Origin of the sequence: Actinoplanes teichomyceticus ATCC 31121, from assembly GCF_003711105.1 — a bacterium.
GTDB lineage: Bacteria > Actinomycetota > Actinomycetes > Mycobacteriales > Micromonosporaceae > Actinoplanes > Actinoplanes teichomyceticus.
This window is the reverse complement of record NZ_CP023865.1, coordinates 1,083,749-1,107,030: the sequence shown is the minus strand read 5'-3', so window position 1 is coordinate 1,107,030 and position 23,282 is coordinate 1,083,749. Positions and strand designations below refer to the sequence as shown.

At 65.4% G+C, this 23,282-nt stretch carries 24 protein-coding genes, 1 tRNA gene and 1 pseudogene; 21 read left to right on the top strand and 5 right to left on the bottom strand.

What is annotated here, in order from left to right; translation table 11 throughout:
* Window positions 1-27: 27 nt before the first annotated feature.
* The 4 genes from ACTEI_RS05055 (at window position 28) to ACTEI_RS05040 (ending at window position 2,852) form a co-directional block, all read left to right on the top strand.
* Entirely contained in the window at window positions 28-576 is a 549-nt protein-coding gene (locus tag ACTEI_RS05055; RefSeq protein WP_122976583.1) for a sigma-70 family RNA polymerase sigma factor, read from the top strand.
* A 67-nt stretch (window positions 577-643) separates the two neighbouring features.
* Window positions 644-1,126, top strand: coding sequence for a MauE/DoxX family redox-associated membrane protein (locus ACTEI_RS05050; protein WP_122976582.1), 483 nt, complete (start codon window positions 644-646; stop codon window positions 1,124-1,126).
* On the top strand, window positions 1,123-1,863 hold the full coding sequence (locus tag ACTEI_RS05045) for a DsbA family protein (RefSeq protein WP_122976581.1): 741 nt from the start codon (window positions 1,123-1,125) through the stop codon (window positions 1,861-1,863). Before ACTEI_RS05050 ends, ACTEI_RS05045 begins: the two co-directional genes overlap by 4 nt.
* Window positions 1,860-2,852, top strand: coding sequence for a hypothetical protein (locus tag ACTEI_RS05040; protein ID WP_122976580.1), 993 nt, complete (start codon window positions 1,860-1,862; stop codon window positions 2,850-2,852). Before ACTEI_RS05045 ends, ACTEI_RS05040 begins: the two co-directional genes overlap by 4 nt.
* Here ACTEI_RS05040 and ACTEI_RS05035 read toward each other — a convergent pair.
* Complete coding sequence (locus ACTEI_RS05035) at window positions 2,849-3,220, bottom strand: Asp23/Gls24 family envelope stress response protein (RefSeq protein WP_122976579.1); 372 nt, start codon at window positions 3,218-3,220, stop codon at window positions 2,849-2,851. The two genes, ACTEI_RS05040 and ACTEI_RS05035, sit on opposite strands and share 4 nt — an antisense overlap.
* 263 nt (window positions 3,221-3,483) lie before the next feature.
* Here ACTEI_RS05035 and ACTEI_RS05030 point away from each other — a divergent pair, with 263 nt between their 5' ends.
* The 3 genes from ACTEI_RS05030 (at window position 3,484) to ACTEI_RS05020 (ending at window position 4,780) form a co-directional block, all read left to right on the top strand.
* A complete protein-coding gene (locus ACTEI_RS05030; RefSeq protein WP_122976578.1) occupies window positions 3,484-3,912 on the top strand; it encodes an S-adenosylmethionine decarboxylase family protein in 429 nt (142 codons plus the stop codon).
* A 21-nt stretch (window positions 3,913-3,933) separates the two neighbouring features.
* Window positions 3,934-4,410 (top strand): thioredoxin-dependent thiol peroxidase, encoded by a 477-nt coding sequence (gene bcp, locus ACTEI_RS05025; RefSeq protein WP_122976577.1) that lies wholly within the window; start codon window positions 3,934-3,936, stop codon window positions 4,408-4,410.
* Window positions 4,411-4,696: 286 nt separating this feature from the next.
* Window positions 4,697-4,780, top strand: a tRNA-Leu gene (locus ACTEI_RS05020).
* A 323-nt stretch (window positions 4,781-5,103) separates the two neighbouring features.
* Here the strand turns inward: ACTEI_RS05020 and ACTEI_RS05015 are convergent.
* Both ACTEI_RS05015 and ACTEI_RS05010 read right to left on the bottom strand, forming a co-directional pair.
* Window positions 5,104-6,069 (bottom strand): expansin EXLX1 family cellulose-binding protein, encoded by a 966-nt coding sequence (locus ACTEI_RS05015; RefSeq protein ID WP_122976576.1) that lies wholly within the window; start codon window positions 6,067-6,069, stop codon window positions 5,104-5,106.
* A gap of 85 nt (window positions 6,070-6,154) precedes the next feature.
* Window positions 6,155-6,967, bottom strand: coding sequence for an MOSC domain-containing protein (locus ACTEI_RS05010; protein WP_122976575.1), 813 nt, complete (start codon window positions 6,965-6,967; stop codon window positions 6,155-6,157).
* A gap of 272 nt (window positions 6,968-7,239) precedes the next feature.
* Here ACTEI_RS05010 and ACTEI_RS05005 point away from each other — a divergent pair, with 272 nt between their 5' ends.
* The 5 genes and pseudogenes from ACTEI_RS05005 (at window position 7,240) to ACTEI_RS04990 (ending at window position 13,543) form a co-directional block, all read left to right on the top strand.
* Complete coding sequence (locus tag ACTEI_RS05005; protein WP_145831102.1) at window positions 7,240-8,154, top strand: TnsA-like heteromeric transposase endonuclease subunit; 915 nt, start codon at window positions 7,240-7,242, stop codon at window positions 8,152-8,154.
* On the top strand, window positions 8,145-10,403 hold the full coding sequence (locus ACTEI_RS05000; protein ID WP_145831103.1) for a DDE-type integrase/transposase/recombinase: 2,259 nt from the start codon (window positions 8,145-8,147) through the stop codon (window positions 10,401-10,403). Before ACTEI_RS05005 ends, ACTEI_RS05000 begins: the two co-directional genes overlap by 10 nt.
* A gap of 102 nt (window positions 10,404-10,505) precedes the next feature.
* Complete coding sequence (locus ACTEI_RS04995) at window positions 10,506-11,657, top strand: AAA family ATPase (RefSeq protein ID WP_164465843.1); 1,152 nt, start codon at window positions 10,506-10,508, stop codon at window positions 11,655-11,657.
* Window positions 11,654-12,082: pseudogene (locus tag ACTEI_RS39295) on the top strand (TniQ family protein); the annotation flags it as partial. The gene ACTEI_RS04995 and the pseudogene ACTEI_RS39295, both read left to right, overlap by 4 nt.
* A 246-nt stretch (window positions 12,083-12,328) precedes the next feature.
* On the top strand, window positions 12,329-13,543 hold the full coding sequence (locus ACTEI_RS04990; protein WP_239082585.1) for a hypothetical protein: 1,215 nt from the start codon (window positions 12,329-12,331) through the stop codon (window positions 13,541-13,543).
* A gap of 384 nt (window positions 13,544-13,927) precedes the next feature.
* On the opposite strand, the gene ACTEI_RS04985 is transcribed toward ACTEI_RS04990, so the two are convergent.
* Window positions 13,928-14,179 (bottom strand): helix-turn-helix domain-containing protein, encoded by a 252-nt coding sequence (locus tag ACTEI_RS04985; protein WP_122976571.1) that lies wholly within the window; start codon window positions 14,177-14,179, stop codon window positions 13,928-13,930.
* Between the two features lie 335 nt (window positions 14,180-14,514).
* On the opposite strand from ACTEI_RS04985, the gene ACTEI_RS04980 reads away from it, so the two are divergent.
* The 5 genes from ACTEI_RS04980 to lexA all read left to right on the top strand — a co-directional run bounded on the left by ACTEI_RS04980 (window position 14,515) and on the right by lexA (window position 19,477).
* Window positions 14,515-15,324, top strand: coding sequence for a hypothetical protein (locus ACTEI_RS04980; RefSeq protein ID WP_145831104.1), 810 nt, complete (start codon window positions 14,515-14,517; stop codon window positions 15,322-15,324).
* Between the two features lie 152 nt (window positions 15,325-15,476).
* Complete coding sequence (locus ACTEI_RS04975; RefSeq protein ID WP_122976569.1) at window positions 15,477-16,304, top strand: hypothetical protein; 828 nt, start codon at window positions 15,477-15,479, stop codon at window positions 16,302-16,304.
* A 74-nt stretch (window positions 16,305-16,378) separates the two neighbouring features.
* Window positions 16,379-17,407, top strand: coding sequence for a hypothetical protein (locus ACTEI_RS04970; protein ID WP_145831105.1), 1,029 nt, complete (start codon window positions 16,379-16,381; stop codon window positions 17,405-17,407).
* Window positions 17,408-17,771: 364 nt separating this feature from the next.
* Window positions 17,772-18,317 carry an SLOG family protein gene (locus ACTEI_RS04965; RefSeq protein ID WP_122976567.1) on the top strand — a complete coding sequence of 182 codons (546 nt, stop codon included), beginning with the start codon at window positions 17,772-17,774 and terminating at the stop codon, window positions 18,315-18,317.
* Between the two features lie 521 nt (window positions 18,318-18,838).
* Window positions 18,839-19,477, top strand: a complete 639-nt coding sequence (gene lexA / locus ACTEI_RS04960) for a transcriptional repressor LexA (RefSeq protein ID WP_122976566.1) — start codon at window positions 18,839-18,841, stop codon at window positions 19,475-19,477.
* A gap of 209 nt (window positions 19,478-19,686) precedes the next feature.
* Here the strand turns inward: lexA and ACTEI_RS04955 are convergent, their stop codons facing one another.
* Window positions 19,687-20,070 (bottom strand): YbaB/EbfC family nucleoid-associated protein, encoded by a 384-nt coding sequence (locus ACTEI_RS04955; RefSeq protein WP_122976565.1) that lies wholly within the window; start codon window positions 20,068-20,070, stop codon window positions 19,687-19,689.
* A gap of 93 nt (window positions 20,071-20,163) precedes the next feature.
* Between ACTEI_RS04955 and ACTEI_RS04950 the strand changes: the two genes are divergently transcribed.
* From ACTEI_RS04950 to ACTEI_RS04935, 4 genes are all read left to right on the top strand, one after another.
* On the top strand, window positions 20,164-20,346 hold the full coding sequence (locus tag ACTEI_RS04950; protein WP_145831106.1) for a hypothetical protein: 183 nt from the start codon (window positions 20,164-20,166) through the stop codon (window positions 20,344-20,346).
* Window position 20,347: 1 nt separating this feature from the next.
* Complete coding sequence (locus ACTEI_RS04945) at window positions 20,348-20,662, top strand: type VII secretion target (protein ID WP_164465841.1); 315 nt, start codon at window positions 20,348-20,350, stop codon at window positions 20,660-20,662.
* Window positions 20,659-21,360, top strand: a complete 702-nt coding sequence (locus ACTEI_RS04940; protein ID WP_122976562.1) for a hypothetical protein — start codon at window positions 20,659-20,661, stop codon at window positions 21,358-21,360. Before ACTEI_RS04945 ends, ACTEI_RS04940 begins: the two co-directional genes overlap by 4 nt.
* 277 nt (window positions 21,361-21,637) lie before the next feature.
* Complete coding sequence (locus tag ACTEI_RS04935) at window positions 21,638-23,194, top strand: AAA family ATPase (RefSeq protein ID WP_164465840.1); 1,557 nt, start codon at window positions 21,638-21,640, stop codon at window positions 23,192-23,194.
* Window positions 23,195-23,282: the final 88 nt, after the last annotated feature.

The following is a 23,282-nucleotide window of genomic DNA, read 5'->3' as shown; positions in this document are numbered from 1 at the left end:
GTCCCGCGCCGCGTACCATGACGCCTCGTGACGGCTGGGGACGACGACAGGGACGAGGCCACCGCGCTGGCGCTGGCCGCCCGCGACGGCGACCCGGTCGCGCAGGCCGCGTTCGTGCGCGCGACGCAGGCCGAGGTGTGGCGGTTCACCGCCGCGCTGATCGACCCGGGCGCCGCGGACGACCTGACCCAGGAGACCTATCTGCGAGCGTTCCGGGCGCTGGCCTCGTTCCAGGGGCGCTCCACCGTGCGTACCTGGCTGCTCGGCATCGCCCGGCGCACCTGTGCGGACCATCTGCGGGCGGTGGTGCGCCGCCGGAAGCTGGCGGTCCGGCTGGCCGCGCAGGTCGCCACCGACGCGCCGGCGCCCGACCCGGCTCACCGGCTCAGCAGCGCCGACCTGCTGGGCCGGCTGAGTGAGGAGCGGCGCACCGCGTTCGTGCTGACGCAGGTGCTCGGGTTGTCGTACGCGGAGGCCGCCGAGGTGGAGGACGTGCCGGTGGGCACCATCCGGTCCCGGGTCGCCCGGGCCCGCGACGAGCTGGTCACCGCGGTCGCCCGGGCCCAGGCCAGCTGAGAGACTCGGGAAACCGGACGTACGCCGGAACCAGAGCCCGATCATCTCCGTCTAACGGGGTGTGACCATGGAAACCACCACGCGGCCCGCGGTCTGGCCGTGGATCTCCACGGTGGCCCGGCTCGGGCTGGCCGCCGTCTGGCTGGTCGCGGGCGCCACCAAGATCGGTGACCTGGCGGAGTCGGCGCGCGCGGTCAACGCATACGACCTGATGCCGTACGACGTCGCCAAGGTGATCGGCGGGATCCAGCCGTTCCTGGAGATCGCGCTCGGCCTGCTGCTGCTGATCGGCCTGTCCACCCGGCTCACCGCGGCGATCTCCGCGGTGCTGCTGGTGATCTTCATCGCCGGCATCGTCTCGGCCTGGGCGCGCGGCCTGCGCATCGACTGCGGCTGTTTCAGCTCCGGCGGCGAGCTCGCCGCCGGCCGGGACACCGCCTACGGCCTGGACATCCTGCGTGACCTCGGTTTCCTGGCGCTCTCCGGGATCCTGCTGTGGCGGCCGCGTACCCGGTTCTCACTCGACGGTGTGCTGATGGGGGAACGATGAGCAAGGCGGATCGGGACCGGACCGCGAAAGCCCGGAAGATCATCGAGCAGCAGCGCGCGGCGGAACGGCGCCGCAAAGTGACCATCTGGACCTCGGTGGCGGTGGTCGCGGTGCTGCTCATCGCCGGTTTCATCGGGTACGCCACGGTCTCCGGCCGGGACCAGGGCAAGCTGGTCATCCCGGGTGCGGCGGTCGACGAGGGCACCGCGTTCGCCGTCGGCAGCGGGCCGGTCACGGTCGACCTCTACGAGGACTTCATGTGCCCGAACTGCAAGAATTTCGAGGCCACCAGCGGCGCCACGCTGCGGCAGCTCGCCGGCTCCAACAAGATCACCCTGCGGTACCACGTGGTGTCCATCCTGGACCGGTACTCGAACGGCACCCGGTACTCGACCCGCTCGGCCGCCGCCGCCGCGGCGGCCGCCGAGGACGGCAAGTTCACCGAGCTCCACGACGCGCTCTACGCCAACCAGCCGGCGGAGGGCAGCACCGGCCTGAGCACCGCGACGATCGTCGAGTTGGCCCGGTCGGCCGGGCTGACCAGCGACAGGTTCGTCGCGGCGGTGGAGGACGGCACGTACGAGCCGTGGGTGACGAAGGCGACCGACACCTTCTCCGCGCGCGGCTTCACCGGCACCCCGAGCATCGCGGTCAACGGCAAGCAGCTCACCGGGCCGGACGACACGGTGCCCGGCATCGACCTGATCACCCAGACCATCGACAGGGCGGCCGGGTGAGGCGCGTCGCCCTGATCCTGGCCACGGCCGGCGCGACGATCGTGCCGGCCACGCCCGCGTTCGCCCACGGCGGCGAGGGGGCGAACGTCACGTCGTACCGCACCGAGATCACCGGCGTCACCGGCCCGCTGGACGGCCTCTCGGTGCGCACCGTCGAGGGCGGCGCGCGGCTGGAGCTGACCAACGACACCGGACGGCCGATCGAGGTGCTCGGCTACTCCGGCGAGCCGTACCTGGAGATCCGCCCGGACGGCGTCTACCGCAACGCGGCGTCACCCGCGGCGTACCTCAACGAGACCCTGGCCGGGGACACCCCCGTGCCGGCCACCGCCGACCCCACCACGGCGCCCGCCTGGCAGCGGATCTCCGCCGGCACCACGGTCCGCTGGCACGACCAGCGCACGCACTGGCTCGGCCCGGCCCGCCCGCCCCAGGCGGTGGCCGACCCTGATCACTCGCACCGGCTGCGCGACTGGGCGGTGCCGCTGCGCGACCAGGCCCGGGTCTTCGAGATCCGGGGCACCCTCGACTACGAGCCGCCGCCGCTCACCTGGGCCTGGTGGGTGGGGGTGGTCCTGCTCGGCGCCGGCCTGACGGCCCTGGTCCGCGTCTGGCCGCGGTGCGTCGCGCCGCTCGCGGCCGGTGCCGCTGCCTCCACCGTGTCGTACGCGGTGATGCGCGGCCTGGACGGCGCCGGCTGGTCCGGGGTGCTCCTCGTGACCGGGGCCCTCGCCGTGGGCGCGGCCTGGCGGCACCCGCCGTTCTATCTGGCGCTGTCCGGTTTCGTGCTGGCCGCCTTCGCCGGTTTCGGCAGCTCGGACGCGTTCCTGGCAGCCGTGGTCCCGGCCGCGGGCCCGGACTGGCTGGCCCGCGCCTGCGTGGCGGTCACCATCGCGGCGGGCGCCGCGCTGGCGCTGACCGGCCTGCTCCGGATGCGCGCCGCCGTACCCGCCGCGGAGCCGGTGGCCACCGGCGCGACGGCGGACTAGCCGATCGCGATGTCGTCCACGTTGACGTTGACGGCGAGCACGCGCAGGCCGTAACCCTGCACCGCCTCGGTGACCTTCTGCTGGACGGCGCTGGTCACCTCGGCGACGACGGTGCCGGCGGCCAGCACGACCACCACGTCGACCGTCACCGTGCCGTCCTTGACCCGGGCCGAGACGCCCCGGCTGGCGTCGCCGACCTGGTCCAGCCCGACCCTGTCGAGCACGCTGTTGACGAAGCGCGCGACGTCGCCGCCGAGGTCGGCCACCCCGGGGACGGTGCGCGCCGCCGCGGCGGCGATCTTCTCCACCACCTCGCCGGAGACGGTGGTGGTGCCGTTCGCCGTGATACCGCCCGTGGGCTCGGTCATGACCCTGATCTCCGCTCTCGACGCGTCTGCCCGGGAGCGTACTGAAGATCCACGGGGCGCCGCCAGACCGGTATCCGACTGTCCGTAGTGGAACACCGGAAATCCCATTCTCCACGGTGTTTCCGATACGGAATTCACGGTGACCATGCCCCGCCGGAACGGATTCGGCAAACACCCGCGCTCCCGCCCTGGCCAGCGGAAACGTGGCACATTTACCGGCTTCTCCGGCCGGTAACGTACGTTTCACAGCCTTGGGAGGCGTCATGGGCAACGACCACTACGGCGACGAGCTGACGCTGCGCCTGTCCGGCATAGCCGACGTCACGGCGCTCGACGACGATCAGGCGCTGACCCGGTTCATGCGGGAACTGGTGCAGCGGATCGGCATGACGGTGATCGCCGGGCCGATGGTGGCCACCGAGGGCGGCCCGCCGGAGCGGGCCGGCAAGTCGGCGGTGGTGATCCTGGCCGAGTCGCACGCCGCCATCCACACCTATCCGCACCTGCGGGAGATCTTCGTCAACGTGTTCTCCTGCAAGCCGTTCCGGGAGGCCGACGTGCTCGCCGAGTTCCGGCGACTGGTCGGCGACTTCGAGATCACCGAGCAGGCCCTGCGACGCCGCGGCGAGGAGTGGCCGCGCGATCTGACCGCCGCCGGGCGACTCTGGAGAGGCCACCGGGTGGGCACGTGACCCGGCACTATCGTCGGACCCATGACTGAGAACGTGCGTCTGGGCGCCGGCGACGCCGCGCCCGACTTCACCCTTCCCACCGACACCGGCGAGCACCTGTCGCTCAAGGACCTGCGCGGACGCAAGGTCGTGCTGTACGCGTACCCGGCCGCCATGACGCCCGGCTGCACCAAGCAGGCCTGCGACTTCCGCGACTCGCTGGCGTCGTTGCAGGCCGCCGGGTACGAGGTGATCGGCATCTCCCCGGACAAGCCGGCCAAGCTCGCCACGTTCCGCGAGCGGGACGCGATCACGTTCCCGCTGGTCAGCGACGAGGACAAGAGCGTGCTGACGGCCTACGGGGCGTTCGGTGAGAAGCAGCTCTACGGCAAGACGGTCACCGGCGTGATCCGCTCGACGTTCGTGATCGACGAGAACGGCTCGATCGAGCGCGCCCTCTACAACGTCAAGGCGACCGGGCACGTCGCCAAGCTGCGGCGCGACCTCGGCCTGGACTGATTTCCGGGATCCGGCACGAAATCCCGGAAAGTGTGCAAGTCCGGACCGGCCGCGCCGATGAGAAGGGCACTCCGCCCGGCCCGCACCGGCGCGGAGCGGCCCGGACTCACGGCGGCCGTCATGCGGTAGCCAACCCGCAAGGCGGCCGCCGTGCACGCTCGCAACCACCGTCAGCCGGACACCGCGGTCGATACCCGGACGACACGTTCGACCTGAACCGAGGAGCCGATGGCAGGCCCGACCGTCTAGACTCCACCCAACGCTTTGCTCGTGATGGGCGAGACGGGCGGGAGTGGCGAAATTGGCAGCCGCGCGGGTTTTAGGTGCCCGTGCCCGAGAGGGCGTGAGGGTTCGAGTCCCTTCTCCCGCACAAACGGTCGGTGGGTCCCGCTGCCGGCACCGCCGGTCGTCCGGGCCGAGCGCCTCGGGCGCCCCGGACCGCGGTGGCCGGCGCGGCATCCCGGCCGCCGCCGCCAGACAGGGTGCTCGGTCGTCGCCGACCCCGCGCCGCGTCCGCGATCGTTTTCCACAGGGGTGTGGACAGTCGACTCGGCGCGCCGTCGGTCGGCGATCGCGCCGAAGGTCCGGGAATGCTCACGGGCACCCGGGTGAATGCGGCAAACCGCCGGCCACTGCTGCTCAGCGTTGCCCGCTCGAACAATCAGCACCAGCACCAGCACCAGCCGCGCGAACCTATCCGCACTCAGCGGAGGCGGAAGCGTCGACCTCCCCAGCCGCCAGATCAACCAGCGCGTTCCCGGTCGCACTCGGCACCGCCTCGGTCGATGCGAGCAGCGCGCTCACCGCCGGCGCGGGCGACGCCGGCGACGGGGCGGCGGTCGTCGGCTTGGCCGGCGCGGACGACTTCCTCGCGGCCGGCGACGCGGAGCTTCGGGTCGTGGCGGGGGCGGCCGTCTCGGCGACCGTGCTGGAGCCGCCGGAGAGCGAGGCCGACGTCTTCTGCACCACTCCGGGTCTCATGTCGATGCCGGACACCGTGGTGCTGTTGCCGTACACATCGGTGATTTTGATTTTGTAGGGTCCGGGCCCGGCGCCGCTGTCGATGAGCCAGTAGTTGTAGTCGGTGCGGTGCGCGGTCCGGAAGCTGCCGCCGGAGCCCGCGACCTTGACCGAGGACAGCAGGTTCGCGTGGTTGTCGATGCGCGCGGCGAACCAGTGCTGCGAGGCGCCCTCCTTGATCCGCACGGAGATCGGCCCGGGCACGGACGGGTTCGTGACCAGCTTGTACTTGATCGGGATGATCCCGTCGACCTCGGCGCCGATCCGCTTGAACGCGGTGCGGCTCAGGTCCAGGTGGCCGGTGGCGCACTCCGGGCAGGAGTCGAAGACCTTGACGCGAACCCTGCCCTTGGGGCCGGTGACGTCGAGGTACGCGCCGCAGGAGGCCCCGGCGGCGTACTGGTCCGGGCCGAGCGCCACGTAGAGATCGTCGGCGGGCACCTCGAACGAGCAGTTGCCGGACGTGGCGGCCAGGTCGTAGAAGGTCGCCTGGCCGGTCTTCGCGCTGGCGCTCGGCGGCGCGGCACAGGCCGACCCTCCGGTCTGCAGCAGCAGGGCCACGCCGATGATGCCGGCGAGGGTGGCCGCGCCGCCGGCGGCGAGCCATCGGGTCGGGAACGGGCGTCGATGAGCACTCACGCCCAGCGATACTGGTCCGTTGGAGCGCTCCCAGCAAATTTCCTAAGACACTCCTAAGACACGCGTACCGCTATGGAGCGCCGGGTCACTCGAGCGGTGTCACCTCGTCGCCGACGCGCAGCACGGCGGTGTCCCCGGCGGTCAGCTCGGGGATGAGGTTGACCGCGAACATCAGCCCGCCGTCGAACCGCCGGTGCGTGCCGAGGACGTGCAGCGGCTGCCGACCGGCCACCCCGGTCTCCTGGTCGATCGTGGTGACCCGGCACCGCGAACACGGCTTGGCCACCCGGAAGACCAGGTCGCCGATCCGCAGCCGGCGACCCACCCAGCCGTCCTCGGCCCAGGTGGGCGCGCCGTCGAGCACCAGGTTCGGCCGGAACCGGTGGATCGGCACCGGCTCGTCGCCGCGCTCGGCCAGCCAGCCGTTGACCGCGGCCAGCGAGGCCGCGTTGGCCAGCAGCACCGGGTAGCCGTCGGCGAGGCTGACCCGGTCGCCCGGCAGCGCGTACTCGGCGACGGCGCGCCCGGTCGGGTCGGCCTGCCAGACCAGCCGCACGTCCCGGCCGAGGAACGCGCTGCTCCATGCGCTCTCCGCCAGCCGCGCGGGGACCTCCGGCTTGTTGCGGAACACCCGGACCGCGACCTTCGGGCCGCCGGCGGGCTCGTCCACGTCGAGGTCGGGCAGGCCGGGCGCGCTCAGGCGCAGGCCGCCGGGGCGCGGCCGCACGGCGAGCCGGGTCAGGCGCGCGGTGTCCCGCTGGGTGATGCCGACGCCTTCGGCATCGACCATCATCCAGCGGCGGTCGCCGGCCAGGCCCCAGGGTTCCACTCCGGCTTCGTCGTGGTCCAGGCGGTGGCAACCCTTGACCGGGTACGAATGCAGCTGCGTGATCCGCATGGCTCCACCCTTTCACGTCCCTTCCGGTACGCCACCCCGCTCCCGCCTCCCGGGAGGCCCCGCCCGGGTGAACCGGCTGCCCGCCGCCAGGACTCCCGCACCGGCGACGACCCGGTCGGCCGGGACAGCGGCCGCCCGCCGCGGAGGGCTGATCCGGGTCGTTGTGAGTTTTAGTTTTAGTTGACACCATCAGTACTTCGCGACCTGCGAGGACATAGATCGTTTTTAGGTTTAGTTGTCACCTTTTTCAGTGATAGTTGGCGCTTCAGCCTATGCATGCCTTGTTAAGGGCATCTGCGCAGAAGTCTCATGTACTCATGACTACGCATGGCCCTGCACCTGGAGGCGGCCCTTCCTCAGCGAGGGGCCTTGTCGGCTGCTGGTCCCATGACTGCTCATGGCATCAGTTGGCCGAGATCTTGCCCAGCTCGAACTCCGACCGCGAGCAGCTGGACCTCAGTGGGCCGTGGGCGCAGCAGTGGACGGTTGCATGGAGAACAACCTCGGGCGAGGTGGTAGCGCCGGCTTCCGAGCTGGGCGCCATGCCATCGGCGGGTCTCCAGCTCATGCGTCAGTTCACATGGAGCAAAAAGCAGCAGCACAGACCGAGCCTCGAGTACATGGGTGTCACAACCCGCCACCACGGAGCCGAATCGGGACTTGAAGCGAACCTCCTCCTCGCACTGGAGTTCGCTGGCGACCTCATTGAGACCTTGTCCCAGCCGATCAAACTGACGTACAGGACTCATGAGGGCCGAAGCGAACACACACCCGATTTCCTGGCGATTACCCGCACCGGCCAGTGGTTGATTGACGTGCGCCCTGAGAGACGTCTGACTGCCAAGACGCTGATCGACTTCGCGGCGACCGCCGAGGTGACGCTGGCAGCGGGTTGGCGATATGCGGCGGTCATCGGGTGGCATCCGTATGGCGTTTCAGTCCTGCGCAACTTCGCCGCCGAGCGGCGGCCGCTGAGCAACGTCCGGAACATGATCGGTCAAGTACTAAGCACGGTCGAGGAAGGCCCGCGCCTGTTCGCGGAGATCGCTGAGGCAACCTCCTACCCGGTGATCGCGCGGGCGTACACGCGCCATCTGTTGTGGCACCGGCGTCTCTCGATCGAGTTAGGCGCTCCGTTCGGGGACGCCACCATGGTGTACCGCGTTGAGGAGCAGCCGTGGTCCTGACTCCCAACCGGCGCATCCAGTTGAAACCGGGTGCGGTTGTGGTTCTCGGCGGCCAGAAGTGGACCGTCAAAGAGGTCGCGCCTCATCGCTCGGAGTTGTCTCTGACCTCGCCCAACAGGCAGGGCATCAAGATGACGTTGTCCGAACTGATCTACCACCCCGATCTGCAACAGCCCGCCGATGCAGCCTCGACAAACGCCTTCAGCGAACGTCTATCGCCGAACCCGGATCTCACGGAGATCCAACGGGATCGGGCCATGCTTCGGGAGGAGCACTTACAGGAGGTTCACTGCGGATTCCGCAGTGGTGACCCGCTGCTACCGGCGGAGGGCGAGCCAAAACCTTGCTATGACCCTGACCGTACGACGCTGACGGAAAGGCGTCGGGCGAAGATTATTGAGCTGAATAATCTGCGATCGCTCGAGAAAAAGCTTCTGGGGATACGCGGGGCCAGTTATCGGACGCTGCAGCGCTGGGAGAGCAAACGCGGCTCTGATGGCTACGTCGGCTGCGCCGATGGTCGCTGGACCCGTCGGCGAACGGGTCATCGCCCGCTGACGGAACGTGCTCACGCAGCAATCCATCAGGTCTATCAAGAGACGTTCGAACGTTCCGATATCAGTATGAAAACCCATGTTGTGCTGGTTCAGCAGCTTATGCGGGAAAAGTATGGCCCTGAGTCACTTGACGAGGTGCCAAAGTACGCGACCTTTCGGTTGATCTGGTTCGAGTGGTTCGGCAAATCGCGCACTCGTCGACGGTATGTCAACGAGCCGTTGCCAAGGGTGCGTCATAACTTTCTGGTAGTTCACCGGCCAGGGCAGGTAGTCGCCTTGGACACGACGATCGTCCCGGTGAAGGTGCGGGAGTCGGTGTTCGGCGAAGTCGTCTCGGTACACCTGACCCTTGCCCTGGATCTGTACACGCACTCAATCGTGGCTTTCAGGTTGACCCTCCTCTCCGACAGCGCGCTCGACGTCGCGATGGTTCTGCGTGACATGACGATGCCGCTGCCGATGCGGCCAGGCTGGTCGAGCGCTCTTGCCTGGCCTTATCCGGGTATCCCGAAGGATTTGGTCGCTGACTTTGCCGGATATTCGGTAGCGGGACTGCCGTTCCTCCACCCGGAAACGGTGACCACCGACCACGGCTCGGTGTACCGCAACTATCACGTGCGGGAGGTGCTGCGGGTTCTCCGCTCCTCTATCCGGCCTTCTCGGCTGCTCAGGCCTACTGACAAACAGGCGGTTGAGCGAGCGTTCGGGGCAATCCGCAGCTTGCTGTTCGAGAAGCTGATCTCGTATACCGGTGTCGATGTGGCCGACCGCGGTCCGGATCCGGAGGGCGGGGCAGTCCTATACATCGAGGAGCTCGAGCATCTGATCGCCACCTGGGTCGTCGGGTACTGGCAGAACCGCAAGCTCGATGGGGCCGGCCCGGCCTGGGACCCCACCGGCGATCACAGTCCGAACACGCTGTTCGCAGCAGCGATGGAACAAGACGGCTTCGCCATGGAGATTCCAAGGCCGGAGCTGTACTACGAGGTGCTTCGCCAGCACTACCTCGCTAACCAGCCGAACCGTGGTGTCCATGTCGGCGGGCTCTGGTACTACGGCGCGATTCTTGCCGGCAAACCCAAGTACTCCCCCAGGGGAGGAAAGCATAAGGGTTGGAGAGTCGCTCGAGATCCTCGCGATGTCCGGCATGTGTACTTCCATGACGACACGACCGACACCTGGCATTCGCTCGCTTGGGTCGGGATACCCGAAGGCGCCGAGCTACCCGCGTTCAGTGACACTACGGTCAAAGCTGCTCTAGCAAAGGCGCGAGACGCCGGACTACGGCCCCGATCAGACAAAGACCTTCTGCCATTTCTCCTGGACTTGCTCGATGAATACAGTCGCATAGACGACTGGTACACGACGAAGACCAAAAAAGACCGAGTGGCCCGCGCTCGCGAAGTCTTGAGCGCTGAAACCGCTCAAGCCGACAGACCTGCGCAGGTGGACCAGCGGTTAACATCTGATCAGCCGCGTATTCCGGAGCAAAAGAAGCCCACCCGGCGCACAGCGAGAGAGCGCCGGCAGGAAGAGCAGAATGCCATCGATAAGGCGCAAGCAAAGCGTCGCGAAAAAGCATTATCCGGGCGTCCCGAGCCTGCCGCACCGTTACAGCTAGGCTCTGGGTCTTCGGGCTTCTACGACTTGCCTCCCAAGGCCAAAAAAGCTCCGAAGATCAACGAGGAGTGACACATGCCACGTCGAGGGGCAACAACGTCGTCGATTTCAAAAATCGACGACATGCCGAACTCCCTCCGCTCTCGAACAACCCTCGCAGGGTGGCGGAGATGGGTGGCGAACCGCGACTCATTCAAGCCGGCACCGACTATAAAACGCAAGAAATATAAAAAGATGGACGCCGAAGCGCAGCGGGCGCATACAATGGACCGCCTTCGCACCTGCGCCAACCTTCCCATGCAGGAAACACCAATGTCTTTGGCCATTACCGACGAAATCGATGCCTTACTCATCATGAACTCTCTGGTCGAGAGCGAAGAGACCGTGCCAGGAGTTATGACAACGGGAGGAGGATTTCAAGGCAAAACAGAGACCATCTGCAGGATCCTGGCGAAGTTCGAGGAATATCGACTAAGACAGTTCAGTGGATCAAATCCTAGGTATATTGCGGGAACCAGGGATGAGCACATACCAGTCGTCTACGTCCAGACCCCCGCGAAGCCTACGCCCAAGAGGTTGTGTGAACGGATCCTGCGTTTTTTTGGTGCCGATTACGGCGACATGAATGAGGGAGAACTGACAAATCTGGTACACGATTCCCTGAGAGACCATGACGTTTGCGTTCTAGCAATCGACGACATCACTCGTTTGAAGCTATACCGAAAAGATGATGAGCATGCCCTGAATCTCCTACGCGAGTTCATGGACATGGGTATAACTCTCATGCTGACGGGGGTCGACATCCCTGGGTCCGGACTCCGCGGACCTGTCGGGGGCACCAATCCCAGCGCGTCCGCCGCCCGTTTCGGTGACGACCTTCCGGAGCAGCTTGGCCGACGCTGCCCGCTCTACCACCTCATGCCTTTTCGCAGGAACTCTCCGGAAGAGATCGAGGCATGGACCACACACCTGAAAGTGATCGAAGATTATCTACCGCTCTGGGAAAAGCGTCCGGGGATGCTCACTGAGGGCACGATGCCGGAGTATCTGTTCCGTCGGACGAACGGGGTGGTTGGATTACTCAAAATCTTGATAAGAACAGCGAGCTTCAAAGCGATCACCAGTGGTGGTGAAAACATAACGCAATCTTTGCTAGATACGTGCACGATTGACCCCAGCAAGGACAACTCCCGAGTAGCGGCTGCCGGCGAGGTACCCGACGTGCCGCGAGCGCCCCTGATGGCACCCGCGCAACATCAAGCCGGCAAGCGCCCTCACAATGGCACGCTCGACGACCAAGGCATCCCCGACCGGCAACACGCATGAACCGCTGGACGGCACTTCCTAGGAGCCTGGATCCGCTGTCGGATGAATCCATAGTGGGGTACCTGCTTCGCCTATCGTTTCGGCTGAGGACCTCTCCCGCACGGCTGGCCGTCGTTGTCGGATTGGACCGCGCACGGGGATCGGGTCAACGCCTTGGGACGTGGCAGGGACTGCTGTCAAGTGTTGATCCTCATACTCTTACCCGGTTCGCGGAATCAACGAGGCTTAGCCTCGATGAGGCAAAGTCTCTCTTCTTGGGTGGGTATGCAGGCGTATACCCGCCAGCTCTACCACGCGTCAGCACAGCCGGCCGCGGCGGCGCCAGATTTGCCAGGGATCCCTGGCTTTTCACTTCACATACACGATTCTGTCCCAGCTGTCTCAAAAATGATATTGATACGGATACAGGAAGATTTGGAGGTGCCTGGCGAAGAGTGTGGCGTTTTCCGGTGGTGTTCGGCTGCACTGTTCATCAAACCTACTTGGCCGATAGGTGTCCACGTGGACACCTCAGCCTGCGGAAGCATCACCGCGTTATTCCGAGATGGTCCGACGGATCCCTGAACCCTCTTCAATGCAGGGAGACACCAGACCGGCCCCGCGGCCGCCAGGAACGTATGATGGCGGCCTGCGGTCTATGGCTCCCCGAGAGCTCTCACTTCACGTCAACGATGCCCAGCGAGCTTCTCGATACTCAGCGCCGCATCGACCTGGCCTTGCGCGGAAATGAAATCGGCGTCTTGGGATCTGCTGCCAGTCCCTATCAATATTTTACTGACATTATGGTGATGTCGCAGCTCATTCGCCTGTCATGGCCGTTACCAGAAGACTTGATTCCATATTCCCCGATCACAGCCGTTCTCGGCGATTACCTTGAGGCCGAACGGCGCACCGTGGAGAGCAGCACCCATAAGAATACTACTATCGAGCGAAATCTCTTCCTCTTAGCCCGGACACCGCCTACAGACATTACCGCTTGCGCCTCCCTCATTGCAATCGCAGATAAGCTTTTGACGGCGAGCTCCTCGGAAGTTTTGACCGCTGGAGTTCGGCATCTTCTTAGTTACAGCGCCCGCCGCGTCGGCCGCGAGCCATGGACACGGGCTTTCCGTCATTCCTTACCTGATTCCAGTGAAGGAATGCGGCGTGCCGTCGCACCAATCTTGCAGCCTCAGGTAAGACACAGGCATGCCCGAGGTTTGGATGTTCCGATTCGCCGTATGCAGTTTGGGTCAAAGCACGTTGCTCAGTTCTTGGAGCAGTCGTGGTTTGATACTTTCCTGGCGCACCTTCCAGGTATCAGCGAGGTGCGAATCCGGCGCGCGGTAGCAGTGCACTTGGTGCAGATAGCGGAAGGTGGAACCGTCGATAGGGCCGTGGCACAACTTGGCCTGCCAGACACGCCTCAATCAGTAGTTCGATGCACATCGAGCATTAAAGTGGTTAGGCTTTGGGCTCTCAGGCAAGCGGATCCGGAGGTATATACGCGAGCTGTCATGGCATTGGCGGACCACATCGACTGCTCTTCGAATCCGATCAACTACGCTCAACGTCGCGGAAGTCTTCACGGATGGCAGATCAGCCCTCCCGAATGGGACGCGCTAGTAGCTGACGTACGAACACCAGGAAATGCAAGAATAGGCGACTTAAAGCGAATAGCGGGATCGATATTTGTTTGGCAGAAGGTGACTGGAACGGAGCACTTCTTCGCGCCAGGATACGGCATGGCGGAAACCCGCGAGACATACGGGATGAGACGCAGGCTTTACTTAGCAAGCATTTATCGACGCATCCAACAACCGCGAGAAAGTAACTTTTATGGTACTTTGAACGAAATCCTGACGGAGTTCGCGGAGACTCTAGCTCGCCGAATAGACGCCGCCTAGCTGTGCCCATCCCCCGGGCGGGCCCAGCCGCCGAGCGCCTACCTAAGGACGGCACGTCTCCGGCACATCCTCCCGCGCAAAAGCGTCAGCCTCTCAATCGGCGGCTTGGGATCAGCAGACTCACGCGCCTTAGCCTCCTGTCCTCGGCGCTTGGTGTCGCTGATGGCGACGAAAGCCAAACGCTTGTGCTTATGCAAATCCATGCCAACGGACGACCTGCCATCTGTCCGATGATTCAGCATGCGGCTCCTAGCGGCAGGTACAGCCTCTGAACCAAGGCGAACGACCGGCGCTGCGTTAGCTCTTGAGGGTGAGTGGATCAGACGTAGCGCCTTTATGAAAGTGCCGGTTGTGGCGTCAGGCCAGGGCTGGCAGCCCCTCCCGCTAGCTGTCCCGCGCGGAGTCCGGGTACCCCTCCCGGAACAGGTCGCCTCCGTCAATACCGAGGCCTGCGGCGATCGCATAGAGAAGTCCGGCTGAAACTTTCTTGTTGCCCTGCTCGATGTCGATCAGATGGCGTCTGGAGACGCCGCTGCGCTCCCCGAGCGCCTCCACCGTGAGTTCTGCGGCGCGTCTAGCTTTCGAGATCGCCACGCCCAGGGCCGCATAGTCGTATGCGGGGCGTTGGGTGATCACTGCTCAAGGCAATCCGGACATGGTCGACTTGTCAGTGCGCTGTAGCGCACAAAGTTGGCAGCGGCGGGCTGGTGTAGGGAGGTCCGGCGATTGGTGGCACGTTCGCCTACGGCTACTGCTCGAACGGGGGACACACCGCCGTTGCTCGTTGTGCGCTGTAGCGCACTACGAGGTATGGTCACCGCTGGTGCGCCTGCAGGCCGTGGTCCGGTCTGCTGGTCGGCCTGTTGGTCTCCTGACGCGGGGCTTTGACTGCGGTTGTGTTAGGTGACCTCATCTCCCCGGCCAGGGGTATGGCAGCCCTGTTACTCGACACGGAAAGCCAGCCATCTTCCATGGAGATCCGCTTCAAAGACGTCCGGTTTCCGACGCTCTTGCACGCTCAGTGGGCCGTACTCCTGCACGGCCTAGCCGTTGAATGGCGGTTCCGCCCGATCGAGATTACGCTGCCCGATGGCCGGCCGTTTACGCCCGATTTCCACCTGGTTCGACAGCGGTACTGGCTGCAGATCGGGGCGGTGTCCTGGAACAACCAAGCCTTCGCCGACTGGCGGCAGTTCGCGCCGGCAGCCGACACTGTGCGCTGCCGGGCGCGTCAACGGTTCACCCCCGGCGCGGAATGTGACCACCACCTGTACCCGCACACCGTGCCGTGGCTGCCGAAGGCGCGACGAGCAGACCTGGTTCTCTATGCCGGCGGCGGGTTGCCCGACGCGACAGATGCCGAGGCGAGTGGGATGTTCGATAGCAGCCGTCGCAGTTCGATGTATTCCGGCGTGGGCTGGCGCTACCGATGGCGTCGATGCGCCCAGTGCGGCACGGTGAGTGCGGTCAACGACGACGTCGCGGTCGACGCGGCATGCGAGCACGACGCCATGCACAACGGAGTCGCCGACGATCCTCTGCTGCAACGAGCTCTTACCGCCGCCCGGTATACGACGGTGGCGCTGCAAGACGGCACCTGCGCTGGGTGTCGTTCCTGGTTTCGTCTCGGCGAGCTGATCATTGCGGGCACCGCCGTGCGGAGCCGACGGTGGTATCACGCCGAATGTCACCTGCGACTCAGCGACGACTGCGGCGATGACGGGCACGGCACACAGCCGAACCACCGGGAACTCAGTGCTTCTCAGGGATCCGCTGCTTGAACCTGCTGTATCCGCCGTCGATAGGCCCAGGTTTTCCCCGCGCGCCGCGCCGTGTCGAGGTCCACCTCAAGCGCAGTGCATGAAGACCGCGTCGGCTCGGGTCACACGACGCCCCGGCTAACAGTCATCGAGACGAGAGAAGCAACGGCATCATGACCAAAACCCAGTACGCCGGTGTGGGGTTCTCTACCCTCCTACACGCCCGCTGGGCGTTGATTTGCGAGGACCTCGGCGTGCCATGGTCGTATCGACCTATCACCTTTCCATTGAGTGGTGGCAGCGAATACGAACCCGACTTCTGGTTGCCGCAGCAGCGGATCTGGATGCAGGTGCCGGGTGAACATGCCAGCATGCCGGACTACCGCCGATGGCGGGAGTTCGCGGCGGCTACCGAGGTGAACGAGCACTGTACGGCCCGCCATCAGTACACCCCGGGGATGCGCTGCGAAGCTCACGGGCTGCACACGATCGCCCCGATCAGAGACAGCCGGTGGCTGGCCAATCTCGTGCTCTACAACGTCGGCGACATTCCTGCCCCCAAGGAGATGACCGACATCGGACCGGTCGACAACCAGCAACAATCAATGCTTACGCTCTTGGCCGGCGGTTATCAATGGACCCGTTGCGCCGACTGCGGAACCGTCACGGCAGCACCGCAAGGCCTCGTTGGCGACCTCGGCTGCGGCCATACGTCACCGTCGGGCGCCGTCGAGTCTCGAGCCGACGACCCAGGCCTGATGATGGCATTCGGTCTGGCACGCCAGACCGTCGCCGCCGAGTTCGATGGCGGGCAGTGTGCCTATTGTGATGATCCCATCGCGGTCGGGGATCTCATCGCCGCCGGTCGGCCCGTGCGGCGACGCCGGTGGTATCACGCCAACTGTCTGCTGAACAGCCGCCGCGAACGGCATCAATCAGACTCGACCACTGCCGCTGCGGTCCCGGCACGGGGTGCCGCAGTGCAGACAATCAACGCCTGACCCCGCTGGGTCCAAGAGTGAGTGTTGGCCCCTCTGGGGAAGCAGCCACCGTCTGTTCCGGAAGGGCACCGGGCATGAGCGAATCCGAACCGCATCCGGTGCTATCCGGGTGGCACACACAGTTCCGCGAAGACCCCGACGGTGTCGACCCCCTCCTGCGCGCCCGGATCGCCTGGGCGGTCACCACCGGCCGTCTGAGCTCGGGCTCGTATATCCAAGCCGCCGACCGGGCGCTCACCGCTGCCCGCGAGCAGACGAAGAGCTTGCCGATCATCGAGATCGAGGTCGCCTGCAACGACCCTCAGTTGCTACCAGCGCAGTGGCTACAGCGTCAGAGTGACGCAGACATTGCGGTCTGCTACCTCGACGAAATCGCGAGGCCCCGCCCGCTGCCCGACATCGACCTCGTCGAGGTCACCATCACGGCAAACTACTGCGGCACCTGGGCCGACGTGACCGCCCGGGCGTGGGCGGCGCCCGACTGGCTCTCGTCGCATCAGCGGCACTACTACGACCTGCTCCGAGTAGATCGGATGACACCGGCACAGGCGCTGGGCCGGCTCCGCCGGATGCCCGGGCGCAGCGTGCGAGTCCGTCCCGGCCGCCGCCGGCCGGCGCACCGCAGGCGCATCTTGCGCTGCCCTCAGCCACACCCCGCCTTGCTCCACTGGCTCTCCGCCGCCCTCGCTGACCCAGATGCCGACCGGCAACTGCTGAGCAGTCTGCGGTGGGCTACCAGTGTCACCGGCTGCCTAACCCGTGACGCCTACGACGAGGCCGCCCGCCGCGCGGTTACCGCCGCCCGAGCAGCGGGTGCGACCGGCTGGCTCCTGCAAGCAGCATCCGCCCGCACCGATCTACTGTCCCCCCACCGCCTGCCGATGGCCGCGATCTTCGCCGCTGTCAGCGGCGGAGCCGGATTACCGCACATCGACCAGGTGATCATCTCCCGCTCTGACAGCGACGAGGCTGCGGGCGTGGCCTGGGCCGCACCCGTCGGAGTCCGCTGGCGCGATGTCGCCCAGTACGAGGCGTACCGGGCGGCGGGTCTGAGCATGGCCGAGGCGTACCGGCGGCTTAAGAGGACGTCACAGGCGTCGTAGTACGTTGACCATGCTCCTTCTGAGGTCGGTGTAGGACATGCCTCCTGGTCAAGAGGGCGCGGACGAGACTGCCGCAGTAGAGGCGGCACCGGAGATTTCGATCATTCATGCGGTGTTACGCGTCATGCGGGATCCACGGAATGCTCACCGGACAGTTGCTGCGCAGTGTGGGACTGTGTCTCACCCTGGAGCCGGTCGGGATGCACCTGTGGAACCAGGGCCCACAGCGGCAGGCCGACCTCGCGGACGCGCCCGGATCGGACGCATCGACGATGACCGCACCATTGAGCGCCTCGAAAGCGTCGGCATGAACCATTGGCCCGTCAGGCAGAACAATGGTCACATCGCCAGAAGCGGTAAGTAAGTGAGCCTCCTTGTCTTACGTGATCCCCGCGTCCTGGTCTGCGGGAGCCGCAGCTGGAGATGGCCGGGGACGGTCACCGCAGTTCTTGACCGGCTCGCCGCCCGGCACGGCGATCGTCTCGTCGTCATCGAGGGGGCGGCTACCGGAGCCGACAGCGCGGCGCACCGCTGGTGCGAAGCCCATGCCCTGAGCACACGGCAGCACCGCTGCTATCCGGTCGATTGGGTCGCGATGCGGCACAGCCGGCCGGATGACTGGCGGCTCGCGGGACCGGAGCGCAACACCCTGATGCTGATCGACGAACGACCTCGGTTGATCGTCGCTTTCCAAGACCGGTTCGATCCGGCAGCTGGCGGGACGTTTGACATGTGCTTGCGGGGCCTACTCGCCGGAGTCCCGGTGTGGCTCGTTACCGCCGCGAATCCGCAGGTCGGCCGCTGGCTGAGCCAGGACGAGTTCCCGAGCAATCGCACCAACCGGATCCGCCGCGAACTGAGGCTCGAGCCGCCGACACCGCCGGGCCTGTTCGACCTGCCACCCGCCTGACTAGCGCCGCGGTACGTCCGAGACGGACGCGCCTTCCTTCACTTTTACGGCGCTTCGGCTTTCGTCTCGCGGCTGAAGAACATCGATCAATAAGGGCCCTCCAGCGAAGAAACGCCGATCCCGGCAGTACCGGGCGCGTGACTGCGTGTTCCACCGGAGCCGGGCGGCAAAAGCAAACGATTGATCCTAGATTCGACAGCAGTGCGTTGGACCGTTACTTCGCTACGCGCCCAGATGAGGATCGCTAGGGACGGTCGACGCGATCTCCCCGATGGCGGGCGAGCCAGCAAGCGACGGGACGGCTACGCCGAACATCCACCGGAATGGGAACGGCGCGGATCGCTACCGCGCCCGCACGAGATGCCACACAGACGGTCAGTCCTCTACAGGGGCCGCACTTCCAGTTCGTGCTGATTGTGTTCGCGCGAACGGAATCGCGCACACAATCAGCGCGGACCACCTACGGGCGACACCCAATCCGGCTATCGTACATATGATCGAAGAAGTGTTAGTTTCTCCAGGTGAAGACGGGTGTTAGCGGCGATGACGGCGAACCGATTGCGGGCCTGACCTGGCAACAACGTCGCGTTCTGGGCGTGATCCAGGACTGGGTGCGACGGTACGGATACCCGCCGACGGTCCGTGAAATCGGGCTGGCGGTGGGGCTGAGCTCTCCCTCTGCGGTCACGTATCACCTCGACGCGCTGCAACGCCGCGGCTGGCTGACCCGCCAGCCGGGGCCTCGGGCCATCAGCTTGCTTCGCCCCGTCGAGGAGGCGGAGCCTGAGCGGGTGCTGGTTCCGCTGGTGGGTGCCGTCGCTGCCGGTAGGCCGATTCTCGCCGACGAGATGATCGAGGAATGGCTGGCTCTGCCCATCATCGTGACTGGCAGAGGCACGCTGTTCGCTCTGCGGGTTCGCGGCGACTCGATGGTCGATGCGGCGATCTGCGACGGAGACATCGTTGTGGTTCGGCAGCAGCCGAACGCCGAGCAGGGGGAGGTTGTCGCCGCGCTGCTCGACGACGAGGCAACGGTCAAACAGTTGCACCGTAGCAACGGACATGTTCAGTTGCTGCCGCGTAACACCGCATACCCGGCCATCGCCGGAGATCACGCCGTCATCCTCGGCAAGGTGGTCAGCGTTCTGCGGCATTTGTGAGACGCGAGGGTCTAAAGAGAAGTGATGAGCGTAATGATCAACCGGATTTTGGCGTGGCTGTAACTCTGGTTCGAGACAGCGACCGCACACCAGCCAGTCCCCGCTGGGACCCACCGACCGGGACGGTTTGGACCAGCACCGACCTGAATCACCTGCCGTACGGGCTCATCCAGGAAAGCGGTGATGTGACAGCTATGGCCGAGTTGCCGTCATTCCGGCAAGCGGTCGAACAGGTGCCGACGAACAGCGTCGAAGTCGCCCATCGTCTGTTCCGCTTGCCGGGACAACCGCCACACGGCGGCCTCCGGCGACGCAGACGCTGACCCGAAATCGTCGGGCTGCACCATGAGCTCGCTCTCCATGAGTGCGGCGACCTGCCCACGAACGTCGTCGAGGGCGGCCGTGACAGCCGTCAGCACTGATGCGCTCAGCTGCTGACAGCTCAACTGCATCGCCTCGGGTTCGATGACGACAGTCTGCGGCGTACCGGATCCGTCGACACCGACTCTGACCAGGCGATCATCGGAGAGGCCGACACCCGACAGACTGTTCATCCGGTCGATGAACCGGCCAGGGTCCCCAGCGGTAGCCATAGACGATTACTGTAATCGACTTCGATCGGTGTACAGGGGGCATCAATGGTGTCGGCGCCGAGAACCGGCAGGGTGTTACGCAGACTTGCCGCGGTGGCGCTCGCCGTCGGCGTGCTCGGAGCCCTGGCCTCTGTTGTCGCGTTGGTGATCGGCGTGCTGACCTCACCGGACTTCGGTGACACAGCGGTTCAGGGGCTGCTGTGGTCCGGGTACATCCTCTGCGCAGCTGCGGTCCTGTTCGCCGCCGGCCGCTATCTCGGAGCAGGGGATGACTGACATGACACCCTTCGACGTCGATCCCGACCACCTGCGTAACGTCGCCGCTCGCCTGCGGGGCTACGCCGACCATGCCAGCCACCTCACACAGAAGGCGGAAGCGGGCCAGCGGGGACTGACAACCGGGGACTTCCCGGAGGCGGACTACGGGCAGCGTGCTGGCACGATCTGGGACGACGCCCGGCCGGTCTTCACCGACGGTCTGCGGCTGGCGTCGCAGATGCTCTCCGACACCTCGGGCAGGATCTCGACGGCTGCGGCACGATACGAGGACACCGACACCAGATCCGCGGACTTGCTACGGGACATCGGATGAGCACCGACGTCGAGGCCAAGTACGGCATCGACATGTCCGGCGTGCGCCGGCTCGAATCCCTGATGGGTGAGCCGCTGCCAGACATCCTCGAACCGCTGCGCCAGATCGACGCCGACTTCGACCGCATCACCGCCTCGCTGCACGAGTACCGGTCGATCGCCGACGACCTGAACACCCTGACCGCCGAACTGTCGCAGACCCGGACCGAACTAGCCTGGCAGGGCGCCGGTGGAGACAGCGGCCGCAGCGCCCTGGACTGGATCCTGCTGGTCCTGGGCTGGATCGGCGCCATCATCCTGTTCATCGTCGCGGCACTGCTGATGCTGGTCGCTCTGCTTCTGTACGCGATCGGCGCAATGCTGCGGTGGATCGGTGACGCGATCGCCTACGTGTCCGCGGTGACCGCCGTGGTCGTCACCGTCCTGCTGCTCATCCGCTCCGGCGGCAGTGGCAACACCGGCCAGCTCGCATTCATCTGGGCAGGGCTACGCGCTGTTTTCGACAAGGTTCTGCTGGCGGTGATGGGCCTGACCGGTGCGCTCGGTGACGGGTTCGGCTGGATTTTCGAGCAGTGCGCCAAAGCGGTGATGTGGCTCGCACTATGGCTCGTAGAGGTCGGCGCCATCTGGACCGAGGCGTCACCGGAGGACGTCGGCAAAGTACGTAAAGAGCGCAAGGAACTATTCGGCGGCGACTGACCGATGGCACGGCAGAGGTCGGCGACCATACGGAAACCGCAGCCGGCGCGGATCCCGTCTCCCTCCATCGAGATAACCCGGCCGCGACAGACAAACATCCTCGTTCCCGGGGACGCGGGTACACCGCAGCTACCTTCAGTGATCTAGCGTGACGAGTGAGATGCCGCCGACCGGATACGAGCAGGGTACGAGCCACCAGCCGTTACTGTGCGAGTGGGCGGGTCCCAACCGACCGATGAAATCACGCGCCCATTGGTGAGTGCGATGGAGGGTGTTCGTGCAGTTCGTCCGGCTCCCGCGTGGCACGCGTGTGCCGAGTGGCTCTCAGGTGCCGGCCCTCCCTGGCTTCGCTTACCTGATCGAAGACCGTTGGAACGACTTCGGCTACGTCACTCAGTTCTACCTGGTTCTGATCGATCACGACGGTTCACCTCACGACATCGGCAACGTGCGAATCGGCGGTTTCGGTGTCCCGGTCGACTGGGATGCCGCTCCGAGCTTGCCGGATCGGTTCGAAAGACTCGACGCCGCGTTCTTCTCACTTGCTAGGGAAGCGACGTACTACGAGCGGCTGCAGCAACTTGGGCCTGATGTACGGGTCGAGGTTCTCACCGCCCTCAACGACTTGGCTTACAAGCCAGCTCTGCTGGAAAGAGCCCGCCACGAGGATGTCACTCTGACCTCGCTGCTACGTGATCTTCCACTTGAGGTGGTCAAGGCACAGTTTCACCGAGCCGCTATCGGCGGCGACCGGATTGCCGAGTACGTGTTCGACTACAAGCCTGCGTCGTTCTTCAACTCGGCGGACTCACGACTCTGGACGCAGCCGTTGAGGTTCGCGGTGGTACCGAATCGGCTCCCGCCGACGAACATCCACGTGATAATCGGGCGGAACTCCGCCGGCAAATCGCACCTGCTGCGTGGCCTCACCCGAGCGGTTGCCGACTCAGCCGCGGTGGAGTCGGAGGTCGGCAGGATCATCGAGCGTGACCCAGGACCGATGGTGACCTTCTCCGGCGGGGTGGTCGCCGTTTCGTTCAGTGCGTTCGACGCGTTCGTTGACATTCCTGAGCAAAGCCAAGTTCTGCCATACCGGCGCATCGGCGTTCATCAACCACATGACGGGGAGGAAGCTACCCCCTCGACACGTGATCAGTTGGCTCAGCGCTTCGCGGCCAGCCTGGATGCTTGCTTGGTCGGTGAGGCGGCCGATCGGTGGCTACGTGCGGTCAAGACGCTGCGCTATCCGGGGTCCGGTTTCCTGGAGGATGAGGCCTGGGTCGAGAACTTCCTTGCCGTTACGTTCGAGGACCGGCAGCGCCTGGCGACGTCCATGTTCAGCCGGCTCAGTTCTGGTCATGCCATCGTGCTGCTGATCATGACGAGCTTGGTCGAACTCGTTCACGAACGAACCCTTGTCGTTCTGGACGAGCCGGAGGCTCATCTGCACCCGCCGCTCCTGGCAGCGTTCATCACGGCGCTGTCAGAGTTGCTGCTCGACCGTAACGGTGTTGCGATCGTGGCGACGCACTCACCAGTCGTCCTGCAGGAAGTGCCGTCGGACTGCGTGTGGGTGATCCACGCGACCGGAGTGGTCAGCGATCCGCGCCGGCCGACGATGGAGACGTTCGGAGAGAACGTGGGTGTTCTCACCCATGAGGTGTTTTCCCTGGAGGTGACGCACTCCGGTTACCACCGTGTGATCCGTGAGGCCGTCGACGCCGGCCTGTCCTACGAAGCGATTCTCGAGCTGTTCAAAGACCGCCTCGGCCTGGAAGCCCGCGGGATCGCGCGGGCTTTGGTCGCGATTCGTGACAGTGCTGGCGGTGTTTGATGTGGCCTCTCCGGAGGCCTGGAATCAGTGCCGCCCACATGTATGAAGCGTGCGCGCGCGGGGTCCGGGACACAGGCCGTCGAGCCCG

Coding starts and splice junctions, on each gene's coding strand:
- ACTEI_RS04945 (WP_164465841.1), top strand. CDS start 20,348: ATGACACCCTTCGACGTCGATCCCGACCACCTGCGTAACGTCGCCGCT.
- ACTEI_RS05030 (WP_122976578.1), top strand. CDS start 3,484: ATGGGCAACGACCACTACGGCGACGAGCTGACGCTGCGCCTGTCCGGC.
- bcp (WP_122976577.1), top strand. CDS start 3,934: ATGACTGAGAACGTGCGTCTGGGCGCCGGCGACGCCGCGCCCGACTTC.
- ACTEI_RS04955 (WP_122976565.1), bottom strand. CDS start 20,070: ATGGCTACCGCTGGGGACCCTGGCCGGTTCATCGACCGGATGAACAGT.
- ACTEI_RS04980 (WP_145831104.1), top strand. CDS start 14,515: ATGGAGATCCGCTTCAAAGACGTCCGGTTTCCGACGCTCTTGCACGCT.
- ACTEI_RS05045 (WP_122976581.1), top strand. CDS start 1,123: ATGAGCAAGGCGGATCGGGACCGGACCGCGAAAGCCCGGAAGATCATC.
- ACTEI_RS04970 (WP_145831105.1), top strand. CDS start 16,379: ATGAGCGAATCCGAACCGCATCCGGTGCTATCCGGGTGGCACACACAG.
- ACTEI_RS04990 (WP_239082585.1), top strand. CDS start 12,329: ATGCCCAGCGAGCTTCTCGATACTCAGCGCCGCATCGACCTGGCCTTG.
- ACTEI_RS05005 (WP_145831102.1), top strand. CDS start 7,240: ATGCATGCCTTGTTAAGGGCATCTGCGCAGAAGTCTCATGTACTCATG.
- ACTEI_RS04940 (WP_122976562.1), top strand. CDS start 20,659: ATGAGCACCGACGTCGAGGCCAAGTACGGCATCGACATGTCCGGCGTG.
- ACTEI_RS05035 (WP_122976579.1), bottom strand. CDS start 3,220: ATGACCGAGCCCACGGGCGGTATCACGGCGAACGGCACCACCACCGTC.
- ACTEI_RS05050 (WP_122976582.1), top strand. CDS start 644: ATGGAAACCACCACGCGGCCCGCGGTCTGGCCGTGGATCTCCACGGTG.
- ACTEI_RS05010 (WP_122976575.1), bottom strand. CDS start 6,967: ATGCGGATCACGCAGCTGCATTCGTACCCGGTCAAGGGTTGCCACCGC.
- ACTEI_RS04975 (WP_122976569.1), top strand. CDS start 15,477: ATGACCAAAACCCAGTACGCCGGTGTGGGGTTCTCTACCCTCCTACAC.